Annotated in this window: 12 protein-coding genes; 7 read left to right on the plus strand and 5 right to left on the minus strand. The window is 72.0% G+C overall.

The window, feature by feature from the left end:
- The first annotated feature begins 125 nt into the window (after nucleotides 1–125).
- Nucleotides 126–2,711, plus strand: coding sequence for a bifunctional FO biosynthesis protein CofGH (locus K4B79_RS25070; RefSeq protein ID WP_232029153.1), 2,586 nt, complete (start codon nucleotides 126–128; stop codon nucleotides 2,709–2,711).
- Nucleotides 2,712–2,875: 164 nt separating this feature from the next.
- Nucleotides 2,876–3,442 (plus strand): hypothetical protein, encoded by a 567-nt coding sequence (locus tag K4B79_RS25075; RefSeq protein ID WP_232029154.1) that lies wholly within the window; start codon nucleotides 2,876–2,878, stop codon nucleotides 3,440–3,442.
- Here K4B79_RS25075 and K4B79_RS25080 read toward each other — a convergent pair.
- Nucleotides 3,435–3,944: a DUF2165 domain-containing protein gene (locus K4B79_RS25080; protein WP_232029155.1), complete on the minus strand. Its 510-nt coding sequence runs from the start codon at nucleotides 3,942–3,944 to the stop codon at nucleotides 3,435–3,437. The genes K4B79_RS25075 and K4B79_RS25080 overlap by 8 nt on opposite strands.
- A 93-nt stretch (nucleotides 3,945–4,037) precedes the next feature.
- On the opposite strand from K4B79_RS25080, the gene K4B79_RS25085 reads away from it, so the two are divergent.
- From K4B79_RS25085 to K4B79_RS25100, 4 genes are all read left to right on the plus strand, one after another.
- Entirely contained in the window at nucleotides 4,038–7,688 is a 3,651-nt protein-coding gene (locus tag K4B79_RS25085) for a tetratricopeptide repeat protein (protein ID WP_232029156.1), read from the plus strand.
- Nucleotides 7,689–7,809: 121 nt separating this feature from the next.
- Complete coding sequence (locus tag K4B79_RS25090) at nucleotides 7,810–8,925, plus strand: ADP-ribosylglycohydrolase family protein (protein WP_232029157.1); 1,116 nt, start codon at nucleotides 7,810–7,812, stop codon at nucleotides 8,923–8,925.
- A gap of 275 nt (nucleotides 8,926–9,200) precedes the next feature.
- Entirely contained in the window at nucleotides 9,201–12,221 is a 3,021-nt protein-coding gene (locus K4B79_RS25095; protein ID WP_232029158.1) for a S8 family serine peptidase, read from the plus strand.
- 286 nt (nucleotides 12,222–12,507) lie between these two features.
- Nucleotides 12,508–15,576, plus strand: coding sequence for a S8 family serine peptidase (locus K4B79_RS25100; protein ID WP_232029159.1), 3,069 nt, complete (start codon nucleotides 12,508–12,510; stop codon nucleotides 15,574–15,576).
- Nucleotides 15,577–15,596: 20 nt separating this feature from the next.
- On the opposite strand, the gene K4B79_RS25105 is transcribed toward K4B79_RS25100, so the two are convergent.
- Nucleotides 15,597–17,174, minus strand: a complete 1,578-nt coding sequence (locus tag K4B79_RS25105) for a sodium:solute symporter family protein (RefSeq protein ID WP_232029160.1) — start codon at nucleotides 17,172–17,174, stop codon at nucleotides 15,597–15,599.
- A gap of 142 nt (nucleotides 17,175–17,316) precedes the next feature.
- Nucleotides 17,317–18,102 carry an SDR family oxidoreductase gene (locus tag K4B79_RS25110; protein ID WP_232029161.1) on the minus strand — a complete coding sequence of 262 codons (786 nt, stop codon included), beginning with the start codon at nucleotides 18,100–18,102 and terminating at the stop codon, nucleotides 17,317–17,319.
- A gap of 83 nt (nucleotides 18,103–18,185) precedes the next feature.
- On the opposite strand from K4B79_RS25110, the gene K4B79_RS25115 reads away from it, so the two are divergent.
- A complete protein-coding gene (locus K4B79_RS25115; protein WP_232029162.1) occupies nucleotides 18,186–19,025 on the plus strand; it encodes a hypothetical protein in 840 nt (279 codons plus the stop codon).
- Between the two features lie 80 nt (nucleotides 19,026–19,105).
- On the opposite strand, the gene K4B79_RS25120 is transcribed toward K4B79_RS25115, so the two are convergent.
- Both K4B79_RS25120 and K4B79_RS25125 read right to left on the minus strand, forming a co-directional pair.
- A complete protein-coding gene (locus K4B79_RS25120) occupies nucleotides 19,106–20,998 on the minus strand; it encodes a DMT family transporter (RefSeq protein WP_232029163.1) in 1,893 nt (630 codons plus the stop codon).
- 206 nt (nucleotides 20,999–21,204) lie between these two features.
- On the minus strand, nucleotides 21,205–24,150 hold the full coding sequence (locus tag K4B79_RS25125) for a D-alanyl-D-alanine carboxypeptidase (protein ID WP_232029164.1): 2,946 nt from the start codon (nucleotides 24,148–24,150) through the stop codon (nucleotides 21,205–21,207).
- Nucleotides 24,151–24,262 lie beyond the last annotated feature (112 nt).

A 24,262-nucleotide genomic window follows, 5' to 3' on the forward strand; every position in this document is an offset into this window, starting at 1 on the left:
GGGAACCCCCACCACCCGCAGTCGCCGACGAACCCGAACCCCCGAGCTCAGACGCGCCCCGGCACCACCCTCCGCACCACCCCCGTCCCCGCTGAACCGGCGGAGCCCGTCCGTATGCTCGAAGGATGACGACTTCCGCGACCTCCGGAACCGGCCCCACCGAGAACTCCATGCGTCGCGCTCTGAAACGCGCCCGGGACGGCGTCGCTCTCGACGTGTCCGAGGCGGGGGTGCTGCTCCAGGCGCGGGGCGCCCAGCTGGACGACCTCACCGCGTCCGCCGCCCGCGTGCGGGACGCGGGGCTCGAGCAGGCGGGCCGGTCCGGTGTCATCACGTACTCGAAGAGCGTCTTCATCCCCCTGACCCGGCTGTGCCGGGACAAATGCCACTACTGCACCTTCGTCACCGTGCCGGGCAAGCTGCGCCGGGCCGGGCACGGGATGTTCATGTCCCCGGACGAGGTGCTCGACATCGCCCGCAAGGGCGCCGCGCTCGGCTGCAAGGAAGCCCTGATCACGCTCGGCGACAAGCCGGAGGACCGCTGGCCGGAGGCCAGGGAGTGGCTCGACGCGCACGGCTACGACGACACCATCGCCTACGTCCGCGCGATCTCCATCCGGATCCTGGAGGAGACGGGCCTGCTGCCCCACCTGAACCCGGGCGTCATGACCTGGACCGACTTCCAGCGGCTGAAGCCGGTCGCGCCGTCCATGGGCATGATGCTGGAGACGACCGCGACCCGTTTGTGGTCCGAGCCCGGCGGCCCTCACCACGGCTCCCCCGACAAGGAACCCGCCGTACGCCTGCGTGTCCTGGAGGACGCCGGCCGCTCCTCCGTCCCCTTCACCAGCGGCATCCTCATCGGCATCGGCGAGACGTACGAGGAGCGCGCCGAGTCGCTCTTCGCGCTGCGCCGGATATCCCGCGCCTACCACGGCATCCAGGAACTGATCATCCAGAACTTCCGCGCCAAGCCGGACACCGCGATGCGCGGCATGCCCGACGCGGAACTGGACGAACTGGTCGCCACGGTCGCCGTCGCCCGCCTGATCATGGGCCCGAGCGGCAACATCCAGGCCCCGCCGAACCTGGTCGACAGCGAGTACGAGCGGCTGATCGGCGCTGGGATCGACGACTGGGGCGGGGTCTCCCCGCTGACCATCGACCACGTCAACCCCGAGCGGCCCTGGCCGCAGATCGAGGAACTCGCCGAGCGCTCCCGTGCCGCCGGGTTCGAGCTGCGGGAACGGCTGTGCGTGTACCCCGAGTTCGTCCGGCGCGGCGAACCCTGGCTGGACCCGAGGCTGCGGCCGCACGTGGCGGCGCTCGCCGACCCGGAGACCGGCCTCGCCCTCCCGGACGCGACCGTCGAGGGCCGGCCGTGGCAGGAGCCCGAGGAGGTCTTCGAGGCCACCGGCCGCACGGACCTGCACCGCACGATCGACACCGACGGCCGCACCTCCGACCGCCGCGACGACTTCGACGAGGTCTACGGCGACTGGGGCGCCCTGCGCGAGGCCGCCGCCCCCGGCATGGCGCCCGAGCGCATCGACACCGACGTACGCCAGGCCCTCGCGACCGCCGCCGACGACCCGACGAAGCTGACCGACGACGAGGCGCTGGCGCTGCTGCACGCCGACGGTCCGGCGCTGGACGCCCTCACCCGGATCGCGGACGACGTGCGCAGGTCGGCGGTGGGCGACGACGTGACGTACATCGTCACGCGGAACATCAACTTCACCAACGTCTGCTACACCGGCTGCCGTTTCTGCGCCTTCGCGCAGCGCAGGACGGACGCCGACGCCTACACCCTCTCCCTGGACCAGGTCGCCGACCGCGCCCAGCAGGCGTGGGAGGTGGGCGCGGTGGAGGTGTGCATGCAGGGCGGCATCCATCCCGACCTGCCCGGGACGGCGTACTTCGACATCGCCAAGGCGGTGAAGGAGCGGGTGCCGGGCATGCACGTGCACGCCTTCTCGCCGATGGAGGTCGTCAACGGCGCCACCCGCACCGGCATGTCCATCCGCGAGTGGCTGACCGCCGCCAAGGAGGCCGGGCTTGACACGATCCCGGGTACGGCCGCCGAGATCCTGGACGACGAGGTCCGCTGGATCCTGACCAAGGGCAAGCTGCCCGCGGCGACCTGGATCGAGGTCGTCACGACGGCCCACGAACTGGGCATCCGGTCCTCGTCGACGATGATGTACGGCCATGTCGACCAGCCCCGGCACTGGCTCGGGCACCTCAGGACCCTCGCCGGGATCCAGCAACGCACCGGCGGCTTCACGGAGTTCGTGACCCTGCCCTTCATCCACACCAACGCGCCGGTCTACCTGGCGGGCATCGCGCGCCCGGGCCCGACGATGCGGGACAACCGGGCGGTGACCGCGATGGCCCGGCTGCTGCTGCACCCGTACATCCCCAACATCCAGACCAGCTGGGTGAAGCTGGGCACCGAGGGCGCCGCCGAGATGCTCCGCTCGGGCGCCAACGACCTGGGCGGCACCCTGATGGAGGAGACGATCTCCCGGATGGCGGGCTCCTCCTACGGCTCGTACAAGTCGGTCAAGGACCTGATCGCCGTGGCGGAGGCGGCCGGACGGCCGGCCAGGCCGCGCACCACGCTCTACGGGGAGGTGTCCGAGGAACGGCAGCGGGCGGCGGCCGTGTCGGACGGGCATCTGCCGGAGCTGCTGCCGGTGCTGGACTGATCCCTACCGGGGTACTGAGGGATCACCCACGGGGACACGGAGGTGTAGGGAGAGGCCCTTGCCGGTCTCTCTCGGGCCCCTCTCGCCGCGAACCGTACGCACCTCCCGGCCCAGTACGATGATCGGAGCCCCTCGGTGGAGGGGCCCCGTAGCTGAGGAGATGCGTGCCCGTGCCTGCCCGACGGCTTCCCTCGTGGGTCTGGGTGACCGGTCTGACGGCGGGCGCGGTCGCTGCGGTCGTCGTCCTGGCCGTGCAGGCGGACAAGGGTCCGCACCCCACGGCCGCCCGCCCGAGCGCCTCCGCCCCGGCGGAGGCGACACCGAAGCCGACGAAGCCCGCGGCACCCGCGCCGGTGCCGGACGACTCCGGCACCGGGCGGCGCGTCGTGTACTCGCTGAGCCAGAAGCGGGTGTGGCTGGTCGACGCGAGCGACGCCGCCCGCCGCTCCTTCGCGGTGTGGCCGGGCACGGTGAGCCCGGACCCCGGCAGCTACACCGTCTCGCAGCGCACGGAGGCCACCACCGGCTCCGACGGCGTACAGATCGAGAACATCCTGTACTTCGCCGCCAAGTCCGGCCTGTCGATCGCGTTCTCCAACGCCGTGGACGGCTCCTCGCCGCCCGCGGTCGCCGCCGGCACGCAGACCAGCGGCATCCGCATGGGCAAGGCCGACGGCTCCGCGCTGTGGACGTTCGGGGACACGGGCACCACGGTCGTGGTGGTCAGCTGACCTTCCGGCCGTCCCCGGACGGCAGGTGGTTGACGATCAGCACGACCCCGCTGAACAGGAACGCCCGCGTCGCCGCCTCCAGCCCGTTCCAGTCCCCGGACTGCCACATCGCGAACCACTCACCACCGATCCCGATGAACCCGGCCCCGAACAGCAACATCACCATGAGCAGGCCGTACGTCGAGAAACGGCGGGCGTGGTCGTCGCCCCGGAACCACAGCCAGGTGCCGAAGACCAGGACGAGCGCGGCGATCGTCTCCCACACGATGATGGCGACGTAGGCCGCGTCCTGAAGTCCCTTGCTGGTGACGGCTCTCCACATCAGGTCCTCGTCCTTGAACGTGGTGTCCATGGCGAGCACATGCCGGACGAACTGCTGGTTGGTGCCGAAGTCGGTGATGTTCCCGAAGGCGACGAGCACCATGTAGAGGGCGACGGTGGCGGTCAGAAGGGTCGCGCTGAGAGCGAGCGCGCTGCGGGGGGTGCGTGGGGTCGTGGACATGTCGATCATTTTCACCGGTGCCGGCCGTGCCGCGGGACCATTGGGCCAGAATGCCGGTGAGACCGTGGGGCGAGTGGACGGGGTGACAGGCGGATGGCGCAGGCGCAGCCCACGTGGCAGGAGCTGATCCAGCGGCACGCCCGGACCGGATTCGTCGGCCGGGACGCCGAACGGGCCGTGTTCCTGCGGAACTTCGACCTCCAGCCCGGGGACCCGCGTCGGCGCTTCCGCTTCCACGTGCACGGCACCGCCGGTGTCGGCAAGACCTACCTCCTCCAGGAGCTGGAGCAACTGTCCCGGGAGCGGGGCGCGTTGACGGCCTACGTCGACGAGGGCGCCGGAAGCGTCCCGGAGGCCCTGTCGGAGATCTGCCGTCAGTTCGCCGACCAGGGACGCCGGTTGAAGGACCTGGAGCGGCGGCTGGCCACCTACCACGAGCGCCGGCACGAGGCGGAGGCCGCCGCGCTCGCCGCCCTCGCCCCGGAACCGGGTCCTGGTCCGGGCCCGGTTCCTGAGACGGCGTCGACCGGCAGCAGGGTCGCGGTGGAACTGGGCATGGGCGCCCTGGAGGCCGCCCTGCCCGGCGTGTCCCTCCTCACCAGGGCCCTGCCCGCCGACCGGCTCGCCCAGGGCACGGACCGCGTACGCGCCGGACTCGCCGCCCGCTTCCGCAACCAGGACGACATCGACCTCGTCCTGACCCCGGAGAAGGTCCTCACCCCGGTCCTGCTCGCGGACCTGCGCACGGCCACCGCCGCGGCCGGCCGGATCGTCCTGTTCCTCGACACCTACGAGCGGACCGGGCCGTATCTCGACCCGTGGCTGCACGAGATGGTCACCCGGCACCGGGGCGACGGCGGCCTGCCCGCCACCGTCGTCGTGGTCACCGCCGGGCAGCGCCCCCTGGACGCCACCCGCTGGAGCGGCCTGGACGCCGTGACGGACCTGCCCCTCGCCCCCTTCACCGAGGCCGAGACGCGCACCCTGCTCGCCGCGCGGGGAGTGGCGGCCGAACCGGTCGTCGAGGAGGCGCTGCGCCTGACGGGCGGCCTGCCCGTCCTGGTGTCGACGCTCGCCCAGAACCGCCCCGGCGACCCGGAGAACCTGCGCGACCCGAGCACCACCGCCGTCGGCCTGTTCCTGCGGCGCGAACCGGAGGACCGCCGCGAGACCGCCCGGATCTGCGCCCTCCCGCGATGGCTGGACGCCGACGTCTTCCGGGTCCTGGTCGACCGCCCCGACGACGAACTCGACGTGCTCTACGAGTGGTTGACCGCCCTGCCCTTCGTCGGCGAGCGCGGCGGCCGGGTGCGGTACCACGACGTCGTACGCGCACAGATGCTGCGCCTGGAGCGCCGCCGCTCCCCGCGCGAGTGGGCGCGGCGGCACCGGCGGCTGGCGGAGGCGTTCGCCGAGTGGCGGGCCGAGACCGAGGCCGGCCGGGCGACCGAGGACCTGTGGGAGGACGAGGAATGGCGTGACCTCCTCCTGGAGGAGACCCACCACCTCCTCTGCGCCCGTCCACCCGCCGCGCTCGGCGAGGCACTGCGGTCCCTGGTCGCCGCCTGCCGTAACGACGAGATCCTCGGCCGCCGCTGGGCCCGGATGCTGGAGGACGCCGGTGAGGCGACCGACCACACGGCCCTTCGGGAATGGGGCCGCGAACTGGGCGAGGCCCTGGCCGAGGACGGTGCGGTGGCTCCGGCGGGGGGCGACGGCGGAGCGGGTCCGGCTGGGGGCGGCCAGGCGGGTCCCGTAGTGGGCCCCATCGGCGTGACTCCGGTCGCGGGCGACCGTGGGGTGGGGCCGGCTGGGGGTAGCCCCGGGGCGGCTCCGGTCACGGCCGACGGCGGGGCGGCTGCGGCCGAGGGCGACACCGGGGTGGCCCCGGCCGGGACCGGTGTGGGCGGGGTGATGGTCGGCACCGGTGTGGCCCGGGTCGCGGTGGATGTCGGGGCGATCCGGGCCGTCGCCGAGACCGGGGTCGCACGGGCCATGGGCGTGCTTCTCTCGCGTCCCGGGCTGGATCCGCGGGGGCGGGCGGAGGCCCATGCGCTGCGTGGCCGGGAACTGCGTCGCGGGCAGGAGTACGGGCGGGCGCTGGAGGAGTACGAGCGGGCGATCGAGCTCGCCCCCGACCTGGCCCTCGCCCACTACGGCCGCGGCTTCACCCTGCAGCTCACGGACGACTTCCCGGCCGCCCTCGCCGCCCTCGACCGCGCCGACGAACTCGCCCCGGACACCGGCTGGATCATCGCCGAGCGTGCGGAGACCCACCGACTCGCGGGCCACTTCGAGGAAGCCGAGGCCGACTTCGGCCGGGCCATCGCCCTGGACCCGACCGACACCCGCTCGCTGACCGGGCGGGCCGTGTGCCGGCACACGCTCGGGCGGTACGACGAGGCGCTCGCCGACTTCAACCGCTCGCTGGGCATCGACGGGGAGGACCTGTGGACGCGAGTGCGCCGGGCCCGTCTGCTCCGCTCCCGGGGTGACCTGGACACGGCCTTCGCCGAGTTCGGCCGGGCGGTGGCGCTCGCGCCCGACGCGGCCTGGGTCGCCTCGGAACGGGGTGACTCCTACCGGCTCGCCGGCCGCTTCGAGGACGCCGTCACGGAACTCGGCCGGGCCGTCGCCCTCGAGCCCGGGCACGCCTCCGCGCTGGCGAGCCGAGGCGTGGCCCTGCACGCACTGGCCCGGGACGAGGAGGCGTTGACCGACCTCGACCGTGCCGTGGAGCTGCGGCCCCGCTACGGCTGGGCGCTGGTGATGCGGTCCCGGGTGAAGAAGCGGCTCGGGGACCGGGAGGGCATGTTCGACGACCTCCGACTGGCCGTCGAGGCCGATCCGGACGCCGAGTGGATCTGCCATGAGCTGGGCGTGGCCCTGCTGTACGCGGGCCGGTACCGGGAGACGGCCGACGTCTTCCGCCGGATCCTCGATCTCGACCCGGACGACTCCGAAGCGCTGTTCGTGCTCGGTGCGGCCCGCCGCGTCGTGCAGGACCACACGGAGGCTCTCCGGTACCTGGACGGCGCCCTGGCGCTGAACCCCGACCACGGCCCGGCCCACGCCCACCGCGCCCGCGTGGGCCTCGCGACCGGCCGCACCGAGCAGGCGCTCGCCGACCTGGACCGGTGCGTGGAGCTGGGGACGGAGCCGGACTGGGCGGGCCGTAAGGCCGTAGAGCTGCTGCTCCTGTGCGGCCGTCGGGAGGATGCGGAGGCGCGGCTCGCCGATCTGGACGACGCGGACGACCTGCGCGTCGAGCTGTACCGGCAGGCCGGCCGCTGGGGCGAGGCGCGACTCGTCGCCGAGCGGGTGCGGGCGGCGGAGCCGGTGGTCGGCACCTTCGAACTGGCGGTGACCGTCGGCCGGACCGAGGGACTGCGGGCCGCGCGACCGCTGTGGCGTGAGCTGGCGCAACTGGTGCGCGACGGCAATGACGACAACGGCGACGGCGGCGACGGCAACGGACTGGACGCGGCGGAACTTGCGCAGGGGCGGTGCTTCCTGGGCTGCGCCCTCGACGACCGGACCGAGGCGGCACAGGGCCTCGCGGACCTCCTCGCCCTGGACCCCGGCTGGATGACGCTGGCCAACCTCGCCGACATCCTCACCGACCTCCTGAACAGCCCGGACGCGGACCGCGACGGCATCGCCCCGCTCGTCGCGGAGGTCACCGCCGCCGCCGAAGCGGTACGGGCCCGGTACGCGCACCGACCGGACGACGACCTCCCCTAGCGCCCATGCCCCCGGCGCCCATGCCACAGGCACCTTCCGCCGCCCCCCTGAACCCACCGTCCCCGTTCGATTACAGTGCAGAGCTGTCGTACAAACGGGCGGTGCCACAGGGGAGGTCTTGGTGGGTGCGACAGCCGGGGCCGTGTGGGGACGTGCCGAGCAGCAGGATTTTCGTAGCCGGGTGCGGGGGACGCTGCTCGGGGCCGCCGTCGGGGACGCGCTCGGCGCACCCGTGGACGGGCTGGGGCTGGCGGAGATCCGGGAGGAGTACGGCGCGGAGGGGCTGCTCGACCTCGGCCTCGGGCACGGGCGGCGCGGAGCCGTCTCGCACCTCACCCAGCTGACCCTGTTCAGCGTGGACGGGCTGATCCGCGCCCAGGTGCGAAGAGACACCGGCGCCTGGCATCCGCCGACCGACCTGCACCGGGCGTACCGCAGATGGGCCGCCACCCAGCGCGACTGGGGACCGGACGAGCGCCGCAAGGACGACGGCTGGCTCGCCCGCGAGGAGTGGCTCTACGCCCGCCGCGACCCGACCCGCGCCCTGCTGCTCGGGCTCGGCGACGACACCATGGGCACGCTGGACACGCCCAAGAACCCGGGCGAGACGGGCCCCGAGGCCGCCGCCCGCTCCGCGCCCTTCGGGCTGCTCGTCGGCTGGGAACCGCAGCTCGTCGTCCAGCTCGCCGTGGAGTGCGCCGCGCAGACCCACGGCCACCCCGTCGCGTACCTCTCGGCGGGCGCGTACGCCGTGATCGTGCACGCCCTGGCCTGCGGCGAGAGCCTCGACGGGGCCGTGCAGCGGGCGCTGGCCCTGCTCGCCCCGCGGCCGGGACACGAGCCCGTCTCCGAAGGACTCCAGCACGCCCTGGGCGCCGTACGGCAGGGCATGCCGACGCCCGCCCGGGTCGAGGAACTGATCGGGGACGGGACGGCGGCCGGGCTGGTGTCGGCGGCCGTGTACTGCGCGCTGGTGGGGGAGGACGTCCGCCAGGGCCTGTGCCTCGCCGTCAACCACGACGGCCCCTCGGCCGCGGCCGCCGCCCTGACCGGCGGCCTGCTCGGCGCCCTGCACGGCGAGACCGCCCTGCCCCCGGCCTGGCTGGCCGAACTGGAGGGCCGGCCCACCCTCCTCGAACTCGCCGACGACTTCGCGATGGAGATGACCCAGGGGCCCGCCCTGCACGGTCCCGCGGGGGCGTCGCCGGGGTGGCTGGCGCGGTATCCGAGGGCCTGAGCGCCCGCTGCCACTTCTTCGCAACCCCGGTGTTCGTACTGGGCGGTAGAGGGACGCGGCTGGAGGCAGACGTGAATATCCTGTGAAGTTGGGTAACTCTCAAGTACTTTCCTCTTTCCGCGCCGGCCTCATGCGTAACACGATGGCGACGATCTTCGGGGACTCGACCACGTTCACCGCGACCTTTGAGCGCACGCCTCCGTCAGGCATGCGCAGGGGAAGGCATCAACTTGTACCCACAACAGCCGGGCCGGCGCACTCGCGTCGGCCGTAGGATGGCTTCTCTGCTGGCCCCGGCTCTCGTCGGCGGCCTCATCCTGACCTACGGCCCTCCCGTCCAGGCCGCGCCGCAGGACGCTCCGGCCGGCACCTCCCAGCAGGCCCGGCAGACCTTCAGCGACGGCCTGTACGTCGTCCAACTCGCCGACCGCCCCGTCGCCACGGACCCCAGGACGGCGCCCAAGCCGGGCCGGCGGCTCAACACGGCGACCGACGCCGTACACGACCTCGTCCGCGACCTGAAGCGGGAACGCGACAAGGTGCTGGACGCGGTGCAGGGCGTCAAGCCGCTGTACACGTACCAGTACGTACTGAACGGGTTCGCCGCCAAGTTGACGGCAGGTCAGGCCAACGCACTGGCCCGTACTCCGGGCGTCGTCTCGCTGGTCCGCAACGAGGTGAGCCACCCCGCCACGACGACCGCCACAGCCGGTGCCGCCGTGACCGCGACCACCGCCGGCACCCTCCCGCCCGCCGACACCGCCAGGTTCCTCGGTCTGAAGGAGCGGGGCGGCCTGTACTCCAAGATCCCCGGCGGTCAGCGGAACGCGGGCCGGGGCATGATCCTCGGTGTTCTCGACCTCGGAATCGACACCGCCAACCCGTCGCTGAAGGCCCTCCCGGAGCCCCTCCCCGACGCCGAGGTCATCGCCAAGAAGTGGAAGGGCAGCTGTGACCCCGGCCAGGACGCCGACCATCGGGTCACCTGCAACAACAAGGTGATCGGCGCCCAGTACTTCAACAAGGGCGTCACCGACCCCGGCCCCACCGACTGGGCGTCCCCGATCGACGTCGAAGCCCACGGCACCCACACCGCGACCACCGCGGCGGGGAACTACGACGTGCCCGCCACCGTGCCCGACAGCGGCATGAAGGGGCGCATATCCGGGCTGGCCCCGGCCGCTCGCATCGCGGTCTACAAGGTGTGCTGGAACTCCGGCTGCTGGACGGTGGACGTCGTCGCCGGCTTCGAGAAGGCAGTGGCCGACGGCGTGGACGTCATCAACGACTCCCTCGTCCCCGCGAGCGCCGCTCCCGCCAACGACCCCTGGTACATGGCCATGTTCAACGCGGCCAAGGCCGGCGTCTTCATCTCCGCCGCGTCGGGCAACGACGGCCCCGGCACCGCCACCAACGGCGTCCCCTGGGCAGCCACCGTGGCCGCCTCCACCCATGACACCGGCTACCGCGGGACCCTCACCCTCGGCGACGGCAAGACCTACGACGGGGTGAGCATCGCCGCGCAGGGCGTGCCGTCCGCCCCGCTCGTCGACGCGGCGAAGGCCGCCAGGAGCGGCGTGTCCTCCGCCCAGGCCGAGCTCTGCAGGCCGGACACCCTCGACCCGGCCAAGGTCAAGGGCGCCATCGTGCTCTGCAAGTTCGGCGGCGTCATCCAGACCAAGAGCGCCCAGGTCAAGGCCGCGGGCGGCGCCGGCATGGTGCTGTACAACGTCGGCCCCGCCGTCGACGAGGTCGCCCTGGCCCACACCGTGCCGTCCGTCCACGTCAACGAGGCCACCGGCCTGAAGATCAAGGCGTACGCCGACCGCGCCGGCGCGACCGCCGAGCTCGGCGCGGCGCGGGCCGTGCACCAGGAAGCGCCCCGGATGGCCGGCTTCTCGTCCGGCGGCCCGGACCTCAACAGCGGCGGCGACCTGCTCAAGCCCGACATCACGGCCCCCGGCGTGGACATCACCGCGGGCACCGCTCCGGGCGGCAACCGCGGCATGTTCAAGGGCGAGCAGGGCATCATGTCCGGCACGTCCATGTCCGCCCCGCACGTGGCCGGCCTGGGCCTGCTGCTGCGCCAGCTGCACCCCGACTGGTCCCCCATGGAGGTCAAGTCGGCCCTGATGACCACCGCCACCACCAAGGACAACGCGGGCAGGCCGATCCGGGCCTACGGCGGCAGCGCGGCCACTCCGCTCGACTACGGCGCCGGGCACGTCGTCCCGAACACCGCCGACGACCCGGGCCTGGTCTACGACTCCACCTCCGCCGACTGGACGGCGTACCTGTGCGCCATCGGCCAGCCGCCGGCGACCGACGACGGCAGCGACGCCTGCGCCACCGCCGAGAAGATCGACCCGAGCGACCTCAACACCCCGACGATCTCGGTCGGTGACCTCACCGGGAAGCAGACGGTGACCCGTACGGTGACCAACGTCTCCGGCACGACCGGCGTGTACAGCGCCACGCTGCAGACGCCGCCCGGCTACCGGGCCCAGGTCTCGCCGAAGAGGCTGGTCGTGCCGGCCGGCGGTTCGGCTACGTACACAGTGACCTTCACCCGTACCGACGCGGCCTACGGCGAGTGGGCGTTCGGCTCGGTCACCTGGAGCGACCAGCACCACAAGGTTCGCAGCGCCGTCGCCCTGCGAGCCGTACGGATCAGCGTGGCGAGCACGGCCACCGGCAAGGACGCCACCGGCTCGGTCACCCTCACCCCGAGGGCCGGTTTCGACGGCACCCTCACCACCACGGTCGACGGCCTGTACGCCGGTACCACCAAGACCGGCACCCTGACCGGCACGGAGACCGCCTTCGACCCGTCGAAGCTGACGGCCGCCACGGCCAGGACCGAGCTCACCGTCCCCGAGGGCACCGCCTTCGCCCGCGTCGCGATCCGTTCCGCCGACCACCTGGCGGGCAGCGACGTGGACCTGTGGGTGCTCGACGAGGACGGCAACCCGGTCCCCCCTCAGCCCGTCGACGGCAGCGACGAGCACATCGACCTCGAGCCGGGCACCTACACGGTGTACGTCAGCCAGTACGCCCTGCCGCAGGGCGCGACGAGCCAGAAGTACACCCTGCACACCTGGCTGATCGGCCCGGACACCGAGCCGGACCAGCAGGCCACCGCGGCCCCGGCCGAGCAACGGGTGACCCAGGGCGACACCGCGAAGGTCACCGTCTCCTGGCGTGACCTGCCGACCGGCAGCGTCTACCTCGGCCTGGTCGACTACGGCAACGGCACGGACACCGTCGGCACGACCGAGCTGACCGTCACTGCGTAAGTCCTGGCAGGACAGCTGTGGGGGCGGGCACCCGGAACCGGGGACCCGCCCCCCCTGAGCGCCACCGCCACCTCTGCACAACTCCGGTGTTTGTACTGGTCGGTAGAGGAACGGACCTGAAGAACGCCGTGAATCTGCTGTGAAGTTACGCAGCTTTCAAGGACTTTGCTCTTCTCACACCAGCCTCACGCGTAACACGATGACGGCGATCTCGGGGGCCCGACCACTTTCACTGCGACCTTTGTGCGCACGTCTGCGTCAGGCGTGCGCGGGGGAAGGCATCCACTTGTCCCAGGAACACCCCGGCCGCCGCCGTCGCGTCGGCCGCAGAACTGTTTCCCTCCTGGCCCCGGCGCTCGCCGGCGGCCTGGTGCTCTCCTACGGCACTCCCGTCCAGGCCGCGTCGCAGGACGCGACGCCCGGCACCTCCCGGCAGGCCCAGCAGACCTTCACCGACGGCCTGTACGTCGTCCAGCTCGCCGACAGGCCCGTCGCCACGGAGTCCAGCACCGCGCCCGACCAGGGCGAGCGGCTCGACACCGCGACGGGCGCCGTACGCGAGTACGTCCGCCATCTGAAGCGCGAGCGCGAGAAGGTGCTGGACGCGGTGCGGGGCGTCAAGCCGCTCTACACCTACCAGTACGTGCTCAACGGGTTCTCCGCCGAGCTGACGGCCGGTCAGGCGACCGCGCTGTCCCGCACGCCCGGCGTCCTGTCGGTGGCCAAGAACATGGTCAGCCACCCCACGGCCACGTCCACAGCCACGTCCACGGCCACCACCGAGGCAGAGACCGCGGCCGCCGCGGGAGCCCTCGCGCCCGCCGACACCGCCAAGTTCCTCGGCCTGGACGCCAAGGGCGGCCTCTACTCCAAGATCCCCGGGGGCCGGAAGCGCGCGGGCGAGGGCACGATCCTCGGTGTGATCGACACGGGCATCGCCACCGCCAACCCGTCGCTGAAGGCCCTGCCGGAGCCCCGCCCCGACGCCGCGGTCATCGCCAAGAAGTGGAAGGGCGCCTGCGATCCGGGGGTGGACCTCGCGCACCTGGTCACCTGCAACAACAAGGTGATCGGCGCCCAGTACTTCAACAAGGGCATCGCCGACCCCAAGCCGGACGACTGGGCGTCCCCGATGGACGCCGAGGGCCACGGCACCCACACCGCGACCACCGCGGCGGGCGACACCGGCGTCAACGCCACCGTGCCCGACAGCGGCATAGCAGGGTCCATACGCGGGCTCGCCCCGGCCGCCCGGATCGCCGCCTACAAGGTGTGCTGGACCGACGGCTGTTCCACCTCCGACATCGTCGCCGCCTTCGACAAGGCCGTGGCCGACGGCGTGGACGTCATCAACTACTCGGTCGGCGGCCCGAACGACGAGCCCGCCAACCGCCCCGAGTACACGGCGATGTTCAACGCGGCCAAGGCCGGCGTCTTCATCTCCGCCTCCTCGGGCAACAGCGGCCCGGGCACCGGCTCCAACGGCGTCCCGTGGGTCACCACCGTCGCCGCCTCCACCCACGACACCGGCTACCGCGGGACCCTCACCCTCGGCGACGGCAAGACCTACGACGGGGTGAGCATCGCCGCGCAGGGCGTGCCGTCCGCCCCGCTCGTCGACGGGGCGGAGGCCGCCAGGAGCGGCGTGGACGCCACCGCGGCCGGACAGTGCCAGCCCGACTCCCTCGACCCGGCCGAGGTCAAGGGCGCCGTGGTGATCTGCGCGCGCGGCGGCAACGCCCGCCTCGACAAGAGCGCCCAGGTCAAGGCCGAGGGCGGCGTCGGCATGGTGCTGTACAACGTCAGCGCCGCCGACGAGGAGGTCGCCGACGCCCACACCGTCCCGTCGGTCCACGTCCCCCTGGCCGCCGGTGAGGCGATCAAGGCGTACGCCGCCGGCTCGGGTGCGACCGCCGCGCTCACCGCGGCCAAGGCCGTGAAGCAGCAGGCGCCGCAGATGGCCGGCTTCTCCTCCAGCGGCCCCGACCTCAACAGCGGCGGCGACCTGCTCAAGCCCGACATCACGGCGCCCGGCGTGGACATCGTCGCCGGCACCGCCGCGCACGGCACCTTCCCGGGCGATCAGGGCATGATGTCCGGTACGTCCATGTCGGCGCCGCATGTCTCCGGCCTCGCCCTGCTGCTGCGGCAGCTGCACCCCGACTGGTCCCCCATGGAGGTCAAGTCGGCGCTGATGACCACCGCCACCACCAAGGACAACACGGGCAAGCCGATCCAGCGCTCCGGCAAGGCGGCCACGCCGCTCGACTACGGCGCCGGACACGTCGTGCCGAACACGGCCTACGACCCGGGCCTGGTCTACGACTCCACCTCCGCGGAGTGGACGGCGTACCTGTGCGCCATCGGCCAGCCGCCGCTGACCGCCGACGGCGGCGACGCCTGCGCCACCGCCCGCAAGACCGACCCGAGCGACCTCAACAACCCGACGATCGCGGTCGGCGACCTCGTCGCCGGGCAGACCGTCACCCGCCGGGTCACCAACGTCACCGGGACGGCCGGTGTGTACACGGCCGCGGTCGAGGCGCCGGCCGGCTACAAGGCCACGATCTCGCCGAAGACCCTGAAGGTGCCGGCCGGGAAGTCGGCCACCTACAAGGTGGCCTTCACCCGCACCACCGCCGCCTTCGACTCATGGGCGTTCGGCGCGGTCACCCTCACCGACCAGCGGCACACGGTCCGCAGCGCGGTCGCCCTGCGCGCCGCACCGCTGCGGGCGGCGGCCGAGGCCACCGGCAAGGGCAGGACCGGCTCGACGGCCCTCTCCGCGAAGGCCGGCTTCAGCGGTTCGCTGACCACGAAGGTGTACGGCCTGTACGCGGGGACGACCACGACCGGGACCCTGACCGGTACGGCGGAGAGCTTCGACCCGTCGAAGCCCACGGCCGCCTCCGCCAGGACCGAGGTCACGATCCCCGAGAACACCTCACTGGCCCGCGTCGGCATCCTGCCCTCGGACCACCTCAAGGGCAGTGACCTGGACCTGTGGGTGCTCGACAAGGACGGCAGGCTGGTCTCCGCGCTGCCGGTCCGCAGCAGCGACGAGCACGTCGACCTCAGGCCCGGCACGTACCAGGTGTACGTCAACCAGTACGGCCTGCCCGAGGGCGCGACCAGCCAGAAGTACACGCTGCACACCTGGCTGGTCGGTCCGGGCACCAAGGCGGACAAGCAGGCCACCGTGACCCCGGCGAAGCAGTCGGTCACCTCCGGTGCCGGCCCCAAGGTCAAGGTCTCCTGGCGTGACCTCAAGGCCGGCGGTGCCTACGTCGGTGTCGTCCACTACGGCAGGGGCACGGAGACCGTCGGCGCGACCACGCTGACCGTGACGCCGTGACTCCCGGCCCCGGTGAGGGCTCAGTCCTTCACCGGGGTCCTGCCCAGCGCGTCCTCCACCCCGCCCGCCGGGGTGGGGATCGCGGCCGCCGCCGACCCGTCGTCGTCGGTGTTGATCCTCTCGATGAGCGCGAGCCGCTCCGGGGTGTCCTCCGGCTTGATGAAGCCGATGAGGATGTACAGCACGAGGGACACGGCCAGCGGGATCGACACCTGGTACTGGAGCGGGACGCCGCCCTCGACGTTCCAGTTGATCGGGTAGTTGACCAGCCAGAAGGCGAACAGGCCCATCGCCCAGCTGGTGATCGCGGCGGTCGGACCGGAGCGGCGGAACGGCCGCAGCAGGCCCAGCATCATCGGGATCGCCATCGGTCCCATCAGCCCGGCCACCCACTTGATCACAACGGTGATGATGTCCTTGAAGGTCGGCGAGTTGACCTGGGTCGCCGCCGCCATGGACAGGCCGAGGAAGACCACGGTCGCGACGCGGGCGGCGATCAGCCCCGTGCGCTGGGTCCAGGTCCGCGCCCGCTGCGAGATCACCGGGGCCACGTCACGGGTGAAGACGGCGGCGATGGCGTTGGCGTCGGAGGAGCACATGGCCATGGTGTGCGAGAAGAAGCCGACGATGACCAGGCCCAACAGGCCGTGGGGCAGGAGCTGTTCGGTCATCAGGCCGTAGGAGTCGGAGCCGTCCGGCTTCTGCGCGTCCACCAGCAGCGGGGACATCCACATCGGGTAGAAGAGGACCAGCGGCCAGACCAGCCAGAGCACCGCCGACAGACGGGCCGAGCGCGCGGCCTCCTGCGGGGTGGCGGTGGCCATGTAGCGCTGGGCCTGGTTGAGCATGCCGCCGTTGTACTCGAACAGCTTGATGAACAGGAACGCCAGCAGGAACACCGCGCCGTAGTCGGCGACCAGCGGCTTGTCGTGGCCCTGGAGAGCCGGCTGGTCCCAGGCGTCGATGAACCCGATGCCCTTGTCGCCGAGTTCCATGATCACGGCCACGAACATCGCGACACCGGCGAGGAGTTGGATGATGAACTGCCCGAGCTCGGTCAGCGCGTCCGCCCACAGCCCGCCGATCGTGCAGTAGACGGCGGTGATGGTGCCGGTGATGAGGATGCCCTGGTTGAGGGAGATGCCCGTGAAGACGGACAACAGGGTCGCGATCGCGGCCCACTTGGCGCCCACGTCCACGATCTTCAGCAGCATGCCGGACCAGGCCAGCGCCTGCTGGGTCTTCAGGTCGTAGCGGTTCTTCAGGTACTCCAGCGGAGAGGCCACATGGAGCCGTGAGCGCAGCCGGTTGATGCGCGGCGCGAACAGCTTCGAGCCGATGGCGATGCCGAGCGCGATCGGGAAGGACCAGGTCACGAAGGACGTCACGCCGTAGGTGTAGGCGATACCCGCGTACCCGGTGAACATCACCGCGCTGTAGCCCGACATGTGGTGGGAGATGCCGGACAGCCACCAGGGCATCTTGCCGCCGGCGGTGAAGAAGTCGCTGACGTTGTCCACGCGCTTGTGCGACCACACGCCGATCGCGACCATCACGCCGAAGTAGCCGATGAGCACGGCCCAGTCGAGACCGTTCATGTGCGCCCTCCCAGGGTTTCAGCCCGGCGCTCATCGTCTGGGGTGCCGCGTGAACACGACAAGTAAGCGTAAGGTCAAGGGGAGGCAAAGATATTCGAGCTGATGGCCTACGTTCACCTACATGAACCGACCTTCAGATCCCTCACCGCATCAACTCACCGGCGTTGACCAGCAAGGACTGTCCCGTGATCGCCCGCGCCCGGTCCGAGCTCAGAAACACCGCCGCATCCGCCACGTCCGAGTCCGTGGCCAGCTCCGGCAGGGCCATGCGCCGGGTCAGCCGCGTCAGTACCTCGCCCTCCGGCCTGCCCTCCGCCCGGGCCGTGAACCGCACGTACGCCTGCACCGGCGGCCCCCACATCCAGCCCGGCAGCACCGAGTTCACCCGGATCCGGTGCGGCCCCAGCTCCCGCGCCAGCGAGTACATCGCGCTGGTCAGCGCCCCCTTCGAAGCGGCGTACGCGGCCTGCCGCACCTGCGACGGAGCGGCCACCGCCGACTGCGTCCCGATGAACACCACCGCACCTCCGCGCTCCTTCAGCCCCGGCAGACAGGCCCGCGTCATCCGGAGCGTACCCAGCAGATTGACGTCGATCACCGACTGCCAGGTGGAGAAGTCGGCGTCCTCAAGCCCCCCGAAGCAGGAGTCCAGGGCGGCGACATGAACCACGGCGTCGATCCGCCCGAACCGCTCCCGCGCCAGCCCCGCCAGCGCCTCGCACCGCCCCTCGTCGGTGACGTCCGTCGCCCGGTACGCCGTGTGCGCCCCGTCCGGATCGATCTCCGCGGCACTCTTCGCGAGGTTCGCCTCGGTGCGCGCCCCGAGGACCGCGTTCCCCCCGTCCCGCACCACCGCGGCGGCCACCTGGTGGCCGAGCCCCGCGCCCACCCCCGACACGACGACGGTCCTGCCCGCGAGCAACGACATGGCGGCCTCCTCGACTCCGACCCCTGGCGCATTATCTGACGGAGCGTCAGAGTATGGGCGAGCCGCCGAGGAAGGGGAAGGGCATGAGCGAGGACACCCGCAGCGAGACCTACGCCGAACTGGCCGCCGTCGGCCCGTACGGAATCCGCCCCGGCCACGCCCTGATCACCATGGTCGAGCCGCATCCGGGCCACGAGTACGCCTACAACCGCTGGTACGAGGACGACCACTACTACGCCGGCGCGATGGCCATGCCCTGGATGTTCGCCGGCCGCCGCTGGGTGGCCACCCGCGACCTCCAACTCCTGCGCCGCCCCGAGAAGTCCGCCATCGCCGAGCCCGTCACCGCCGGTTGCTACCTCTCCACGTACTGGATCACCGACGGCCGCTACGACGACCACATGCGCTGGACCGTCGCCATCAACAAACGCCTCAACCGCGACAGCCGCGTCTACCGCGACCGCACCCACGTCTTCACGGCCTTCCAGGACCACGAGTCCACGGTCTACCGCGACGGCGCGGCCGGCCCCCGCGACTTCCACGCCCTGGACCACCCGTACGCGGGGCTGGTGCTGCAGGTCCTCGACGCCGAATCCTCCGAGCAGCGCGCCGAGTTGCTGGAGTGGCTCATCTCCCGCCACCTCCCGAAACGGCTCACGGGTTCCCCCACCGCCATGGTGACGGTCTTCCGCCCCACCCCACTGCCGGGCGACCGCATGTCCTACGTCAAGCAGGTGGAGGGCATCGACACCCGCCTGACGTTGCTGTGGTTCTTGGAGGCGGATCCCAGGGAGTGCTGGGAGGGGCACTTCGCGGGGCTGGAGGAGGCGGTGGGGGAGTCGGGACTGGGCCGGCTGGAGCTCCTGGCGCCTTTCGTCCCGACAATCCCGGGTACAGACAAGTACGTGGATGGACTGCGCTGACCCAAGGGGCGCGGGGCTGTATCAATGTGCGGCTCCGCCGCGTGGGCGCGACCAGCCCCCACCGCCCCGCAGCCGCGCAACTACCTGAGCTCCTCCGGACAAGGCGTCCCGCGAGGCATGGAGTACGGCGCCGCCAACCGATACGTCCCCGCCTTCGGCGCGATCAGCATCGTCCAGCGATCCCCCTCCGCGTCCTCCTCCGTCTCCATCAGACACCCGTTGACGTTGTCGTACGACTTCGGCTGATCGTCCGGCCGGTTCTTCGACGCCTCTGTCTCCTCCGGCGCCTTCAGCTTGTTGCCCTCCGCGTCGACGATGCTCAGCCACGGCGAGTAGGGGATCTTGATGAGGACCCGCCCGGCCTCCTTGACCTCCATGGTCATCTCACCCTGCGCGGCCCGCTCGACGACCGCGTTCGGCTCGGCCAGCGGCGCGGGGTCGACGACCTGGAACAGCTGCCAGTTCGCGTCGCCCCAGATCTGCTTCAGATACGGCATCCCGCGCTGCACGAGCTCCCGCTCCCGCTCGCCCCCGTCCCCGTCCGGCTCGTCCTTGGGCAGCACCACGAAGTGCACGGCCCACCGCCGCAGCCACTCGTGGTAGTTCGCCGAGTTGAGCGTGTCGTCGTAGAAGAGGGGATTGCGCTCCATGTCGGCCTGCCGGTTCCAGCCGCGGGCCAGGTTGACGTAGGGCGCGAGGGCGGAGGCCTCCCGGTGGGAGCGGGCCGGGACGACCTCGACGCGGCCCTTCTCGGCGCCGACCTCCTGGAGTTCGTTGACGAGGGGGGCGAGTTCGCGTGCCCAGGAGGCGGCCGGCTGGGTGTGGACGACGTCGTCGACCGTCTTGAACCCGATCCAGCCGGTGAACCCGACCGAGGCCAGCACGACGACGTACCACTTGCGGGTGCGCGGCACGGTGAACGGCAGCGCCGCCGCCAGCGCCACCCCGGCGAACAGCATCGGCAGCCGCGTGATGTTGGAGCCGATCTGCGAGCTGATCAGCCACACCAGCAGCACCGAGAGCCCGTACACGGCCGAGGTGATCCGTACGGTCTTCCAGGCGCGCGGTACGACGGCGTAGACGATGATCGCGTACGCCAGCGGCAGCACCGCCGACCCGAACGACATGGGCTGGGTGCCGGAGAACGGGAACAGCCAGGCCGACACCGCCACCACGGCCGTGGGGGCGATCCCCAGCGCCCAGGCGCCCGGCCGCCGCTTCTGGAGGAACAGCGCGGCCGCCACGAGCCCCACGAACAGACCGGCGACCGGCGAGGACATGGTCGCCAGCGCGGCCAGCGGCGCCGCGCACAGCGCCTTCGCCCACCGCTTGTAGCGCCAGCGGTACGGCCAGCAGAACACCACCGCGACCGCGCCCAGCGCGAACAGCGTGCCGAGCCCGAACGTCACCCGGCCCGAGGCCGCGTTGCACAGGAAGGCGAAGACACCGGCCAGCCCCGGCCACAGCGGATTCCGCACCGCCCGGCTGCGCAGCAGGATCAGCATCAGCAGGGTCGCCGAGAAGGTCCCCGCGATCATCATCGTCGTACGGACACCCAGGACCGACATCAGATACGGCGACACCACGCTGTACGACACGGGGTGCATCCCGCCGTACCAGGCCAGGTTGTACGCCGAGTCCGGGTGCCGGCCGACGAACTCGGCCCAGGCGTCCTGCGCGGCGAGGTCGCCCCCGCTGTTCGCGAAGGTGAAGAACCAGACGACGTGGAGAACCCCGGACAGTCCCGTCAGGGACAGCACGGGGTGCCGCTGGACCCACTCGCGCAGGGGGGTGGTGCGGTCGGCGAGGCGGTCGAGCAGCGTGGAACCGCTCCCGCTGTCAGGGCGGTCCTCGGTGCTCTCGTCGTCAGTCGGTCCGTGGTCGGGACCCGGGTGTGCGGGCAGCCGTATTCGCGGGCCGGTTTCCGGGCCCGGATCGGTGTCGTCGGCGCGTGTCGGCTCCGCTGTGGCCACCTGAAGGCACTCCCCGTGGTCTCCCGTCTTCTGTTCTAGGACGCGTTCCGTTCCCCGCGCGTTGCCGGTCGTGTCCCGCGGGGTTGGGTGACCGCGTCCCTACGGTGGCACCTGCCCCGATTCGTGACGCTAGCACGCACCCCGTCGACCGGAACCAGGACGGGTTCCGGTCGACGGGGTGCGACCGCGCACTTCTTCCGCCCGTATCAGCCGAGGCGCGTCAACTTGTCCGTGAAGCCCGGCTCGACGAGATCGTCCTGAAGGGCGACCGGCACCTTCACCGCGCTGCCGGAGCCGTCACCGACGGTGAGCGAGCCCACCTTGGTGCCCGCCTTCGCCGTGTGCGGAAGGTCGTCGGCGGTGAAGGTGAGCTTGACGGTCAGACCCGCCCAGCCGACGGCCGTGACGTTCTCCGTGAGGACGACGGGGGTGTGGCCGCCGAGGCCGTCGTCGACGTACCCGACGACATCGCCCTTCTTCAGGATCGTCTCGGCCCTCAGCGCGTCCTGCGCGGCCCGGATCAGCTTGTCGCTCTCGAAGAGGGCGGCGCCCAGGATGGTGTTGTCAGTACCGCCCGCGGGCTGGCGCACCACCGCGCCGACGATCCTGCGCGTCTCGCCGTTCACGTCCTTCTTCGCGGCGAAGACCAGGTTGCCGAGGGCGGAGGTGGTGGTGCCGGTCTTGATGCCGACGACGTTGTTGGAGCCGACGAGACGGTTCCAGTTGTCGTGCTTCTGTCCCTTGTAGTCGACGTACGACATCATCGCGGCGACCTCGCGGAAGGCCGGGTACTCCATCGCCTTCTTGCCCAGCTTCACCTGGTCCACGGCCGTGGAGACGGTCGTGTTGTTCAGGCCCGAGGGGTCGGTGTACGTCGTGTTCTTCATCCCGAGGTCGGCGGCGGCGTCGTTCATCTTCTTCACGAACGCCTTCTCCGAACCGGCGTCCCACCGGGCGAGCAGCCGCGCCACGTTGTTCGCGGACGCGATCAGAATGCTCTCCAGGGCCTCGCGCTGCGAGATGGAGTCGCCCGCGGTCACGTCGACGGTGGATTCCTGACCGGCGTTCGACTGCTTCTCGGCCGTCGCGTCGATCTCGATCTTCGGACCGTCGGCGCCGCTCTTGAGCGGGTGGTCGCGCAGGATGACGTACGCCGTCATGACCTTGGCGACACTGGCGATCGGTACGGGCTTCTGCTCACCGGACGAGCCGAACGTACCGATGCCCTGGACGTCGAGCGCGGCCTGTCCGTCGGCCGGCCACGGGATGTCGACCTTGGCGCCGTCGAAGGTGAAGCTGTCCTCGGCGGTGAGCTGGAGCTCGGGGGTCGGCAACGGACGTACGGACTGTACGACCGCGAACACCACGGCGAGCAGCAGGACCAGCGGGGTCCAGATCTTGACCCGGCGCACGGCCGTGCGGACCGGGGTGTCCGGGGGCGGCGGCGTGTTCGTCAGCTCCGCCAGCAGATCCAGCGGCGGCTTCGGCGGCAACGGCTGCTGCGTCGTCCGCTCCGGGCCCACCTGCGGCACCGCCGCGGTGGCATCCGCACGCCCCTTCACCTGCGGCAACGCGGTCGTCGCGTCCGTCCGACCCGACACCCGCGGAAACGCCGTCGTCGCGTCCGCCCTCGCCGGCTTCCGCGCCGCCGGATCGTCCAACGGCTTCAACGCGACGAACCGACTGGTCCGCTCGGCCTCCCGCTCGGCCTCTACGCCGGCCTTGTGGCTGGCGTTCGCATCCGCACCGGGCTTGGTGCCTGTGTCGGGCTTGTCGGCGGCGGGGGGCTTGTCGGCGGTGCCGGGCTTGTCATCCGTGCCGGGCTTGGTGTCGGTGCCGGACTTCTTGCCCGTGCCGGACTCGGCGTCCGCCTCGGACTCGGCGTCCGCCCCGGCCTTCGTGTCCGGCCCGGACTTTCCGTCGGCGCCGGGTTTGGTCTCCCCGGCCTTGGCCACCCCGCCGAGCTTCAACATCGTCGTCGGCTGGTCCACGGCGGGACCGGTCACCCGCGGCGCCTTGAAAACGGCGGTGGGCTGATCCACGACGGGCCCACCGTCACCGTCCTCGGGGGAGCCGGAACCCTTCGGGTCGGCGCCCTTGGAGCGCTCCGCGTCGGCGTCCTCGGCGTCCTCAGTGTCGGCACCGGCCTTGGCGTCGGTGCCGGCGTCGGCCTCGGCGTCCGGAGCGGCCGTTGCCGCAGCGCCGGCCTCCTTGGAGCCGTTCACGTCGGCGTCCTCCGCGTCCGGGGACGCGGGCGTGCCGTCCTCGCCGGCCGCGCCGCTCTCGGCGTCAGCGTCGGCCTCGGCGTCAGCGTCGGCCTCGGCGCCGGTCTCGGAGGTCGACTCCGAACCGGCCTCAGCCGCTCCCGCCGTCACCGGCTCCCGGCCCTCCGCCGCCACGACCTCGTCGCGCGCGGCGTCCCGCGAGTCGTTCTCCGGCTCCGCGTCCGCGTCGCCCCGGTCGCCCCGGGCGTCCTCGCCCGCGCCTCCGTCGGAGGCCTCGGCGTCGGCCCGGTCGTCCGGAGTCTCGTCCGTCTCGGGGCCCTTCGCGCCGGCAGGCGACCCGCTCTGATCCTCGGTCTCGCCCTGAGTGGGCTCTACGGCCTCCTGCTCGCCCCCGGAGCCCTCCGCGGCGCCCTCCGCCTCCGTACCGCCCTCACCGGCGTCCTGGGCGCCCTCAGCGCCACCGGTGCCCTTGGCCACCCACGCGGCCACAGCGTCCCGGAGCCGGTCGTCACCCGCCGGGGGCTCGTCGCCGGACGCGTCCGAACCGGCGTCGGTGTCGGTGTCGGCGTCGCCCCGCGTCTCAGCGGCGCCGGTGTCGGCGCCCCGCTCCTCCCCGGCGTCCTCACGCCCGGCACCCTCGGACCGCGCGTCGGCGCCCTCCGGTCCCGAGCCCCCGCTCGACGCCGCGGCCCCCGCCGTCTCGTCCCCGGTGTCCGTGCGCGAAGCGCCCCGCGCCGCGTCCGCGACCTCGCGGACCGAGAAGACCTTGGTCGCCGTGTCGACGCCGCCGAGGCGGGTCATGGCGAGGCGGGGATCGCGGGGCTCGTTCGTTCCGGTCCTGGCCTCGGGAACCGGAGCCGCGCTCCCCGACGTCGGTTCTGCCGACGACCCGTGCTGCTTCGACCTGTCGGGGGACTCGCCCGCCACCGATGCCTCCTCCTGCCGCACGTGAGCCGTGCGCCTGCTGAACCGTGAACCGCCGCCCGGACACCGCTCCCCCGCGCTGTCCGAACCATGTACCAGTGTCCTGTGTGTGGGC

This window comes from Streptomyces lincolnensis (assembly GCF_021173675.1).
In the GTDB taxonomy this organism is placed as follows: domain Bacteria; phylum Actinomycetota; class Actinomycetes; order Streptomycetales; family Streptomycetaceae; genus Streptomyces; species Streptomyces lincolnensis_B.

What these genes read in the sequence shown, in the direction of transcription:
- K4B79_RS25070 (WP_232029153.1), top strand. Translation starts at nt 126, where the DNA reads ATGACGACTTCCGCGACCTCCGGAACCGGCCCCACCGAGAACTCCATG.
- K4B79_RS25080 (WP_232029155.1), bottom strand. Translation starts at nt 3,944, where the DNA reads ATGTCCACGACCCCACGCACCCCCCGCAGCGCGCTCGCTCTCAGCGCG.
- K4B79_RS25085 (WP_232029156.1), top strand. Translation starts at nt 4,038, where the DNA reads ATGGCGCAGGCGCAGCCCACGTGGCAGGAGCTGATCCAGCGGCACGCC.
- K4B79_RS25095 (WP_232029158.1), top strand. Translation starts at nt 9,201, where the DNA reads ATGGCTTCTCTGCTGGCCCCGGCTCTCGTCGGCGGCCTCATCCTGACC.
- K4B79_RS25105 (WP_232029160.1), bottom strand. Translation starts at nt 17,174, where the DNA reads ATGAACGGTCTCGACTGGGCCGTGCTCATCGGCTACTTCGGCGTGATG.
- K4B79_RS25110 (WP_232029161.1), bottom strand. Translation starts at nt 18,102, where the DNA reads ATGTCGTTGCTCGCGGGCAGGACCGTCGTCGTGTCGGGGGTGGGCGCG.
- K4B79_RS25115 (WP_232029162.1), top strand. Translation starts at nt 18,186, where the DNA reads ATGAGCGAGGACACCCGCAGCGAGACCTACGCCGAACTGGCCGCCGTC.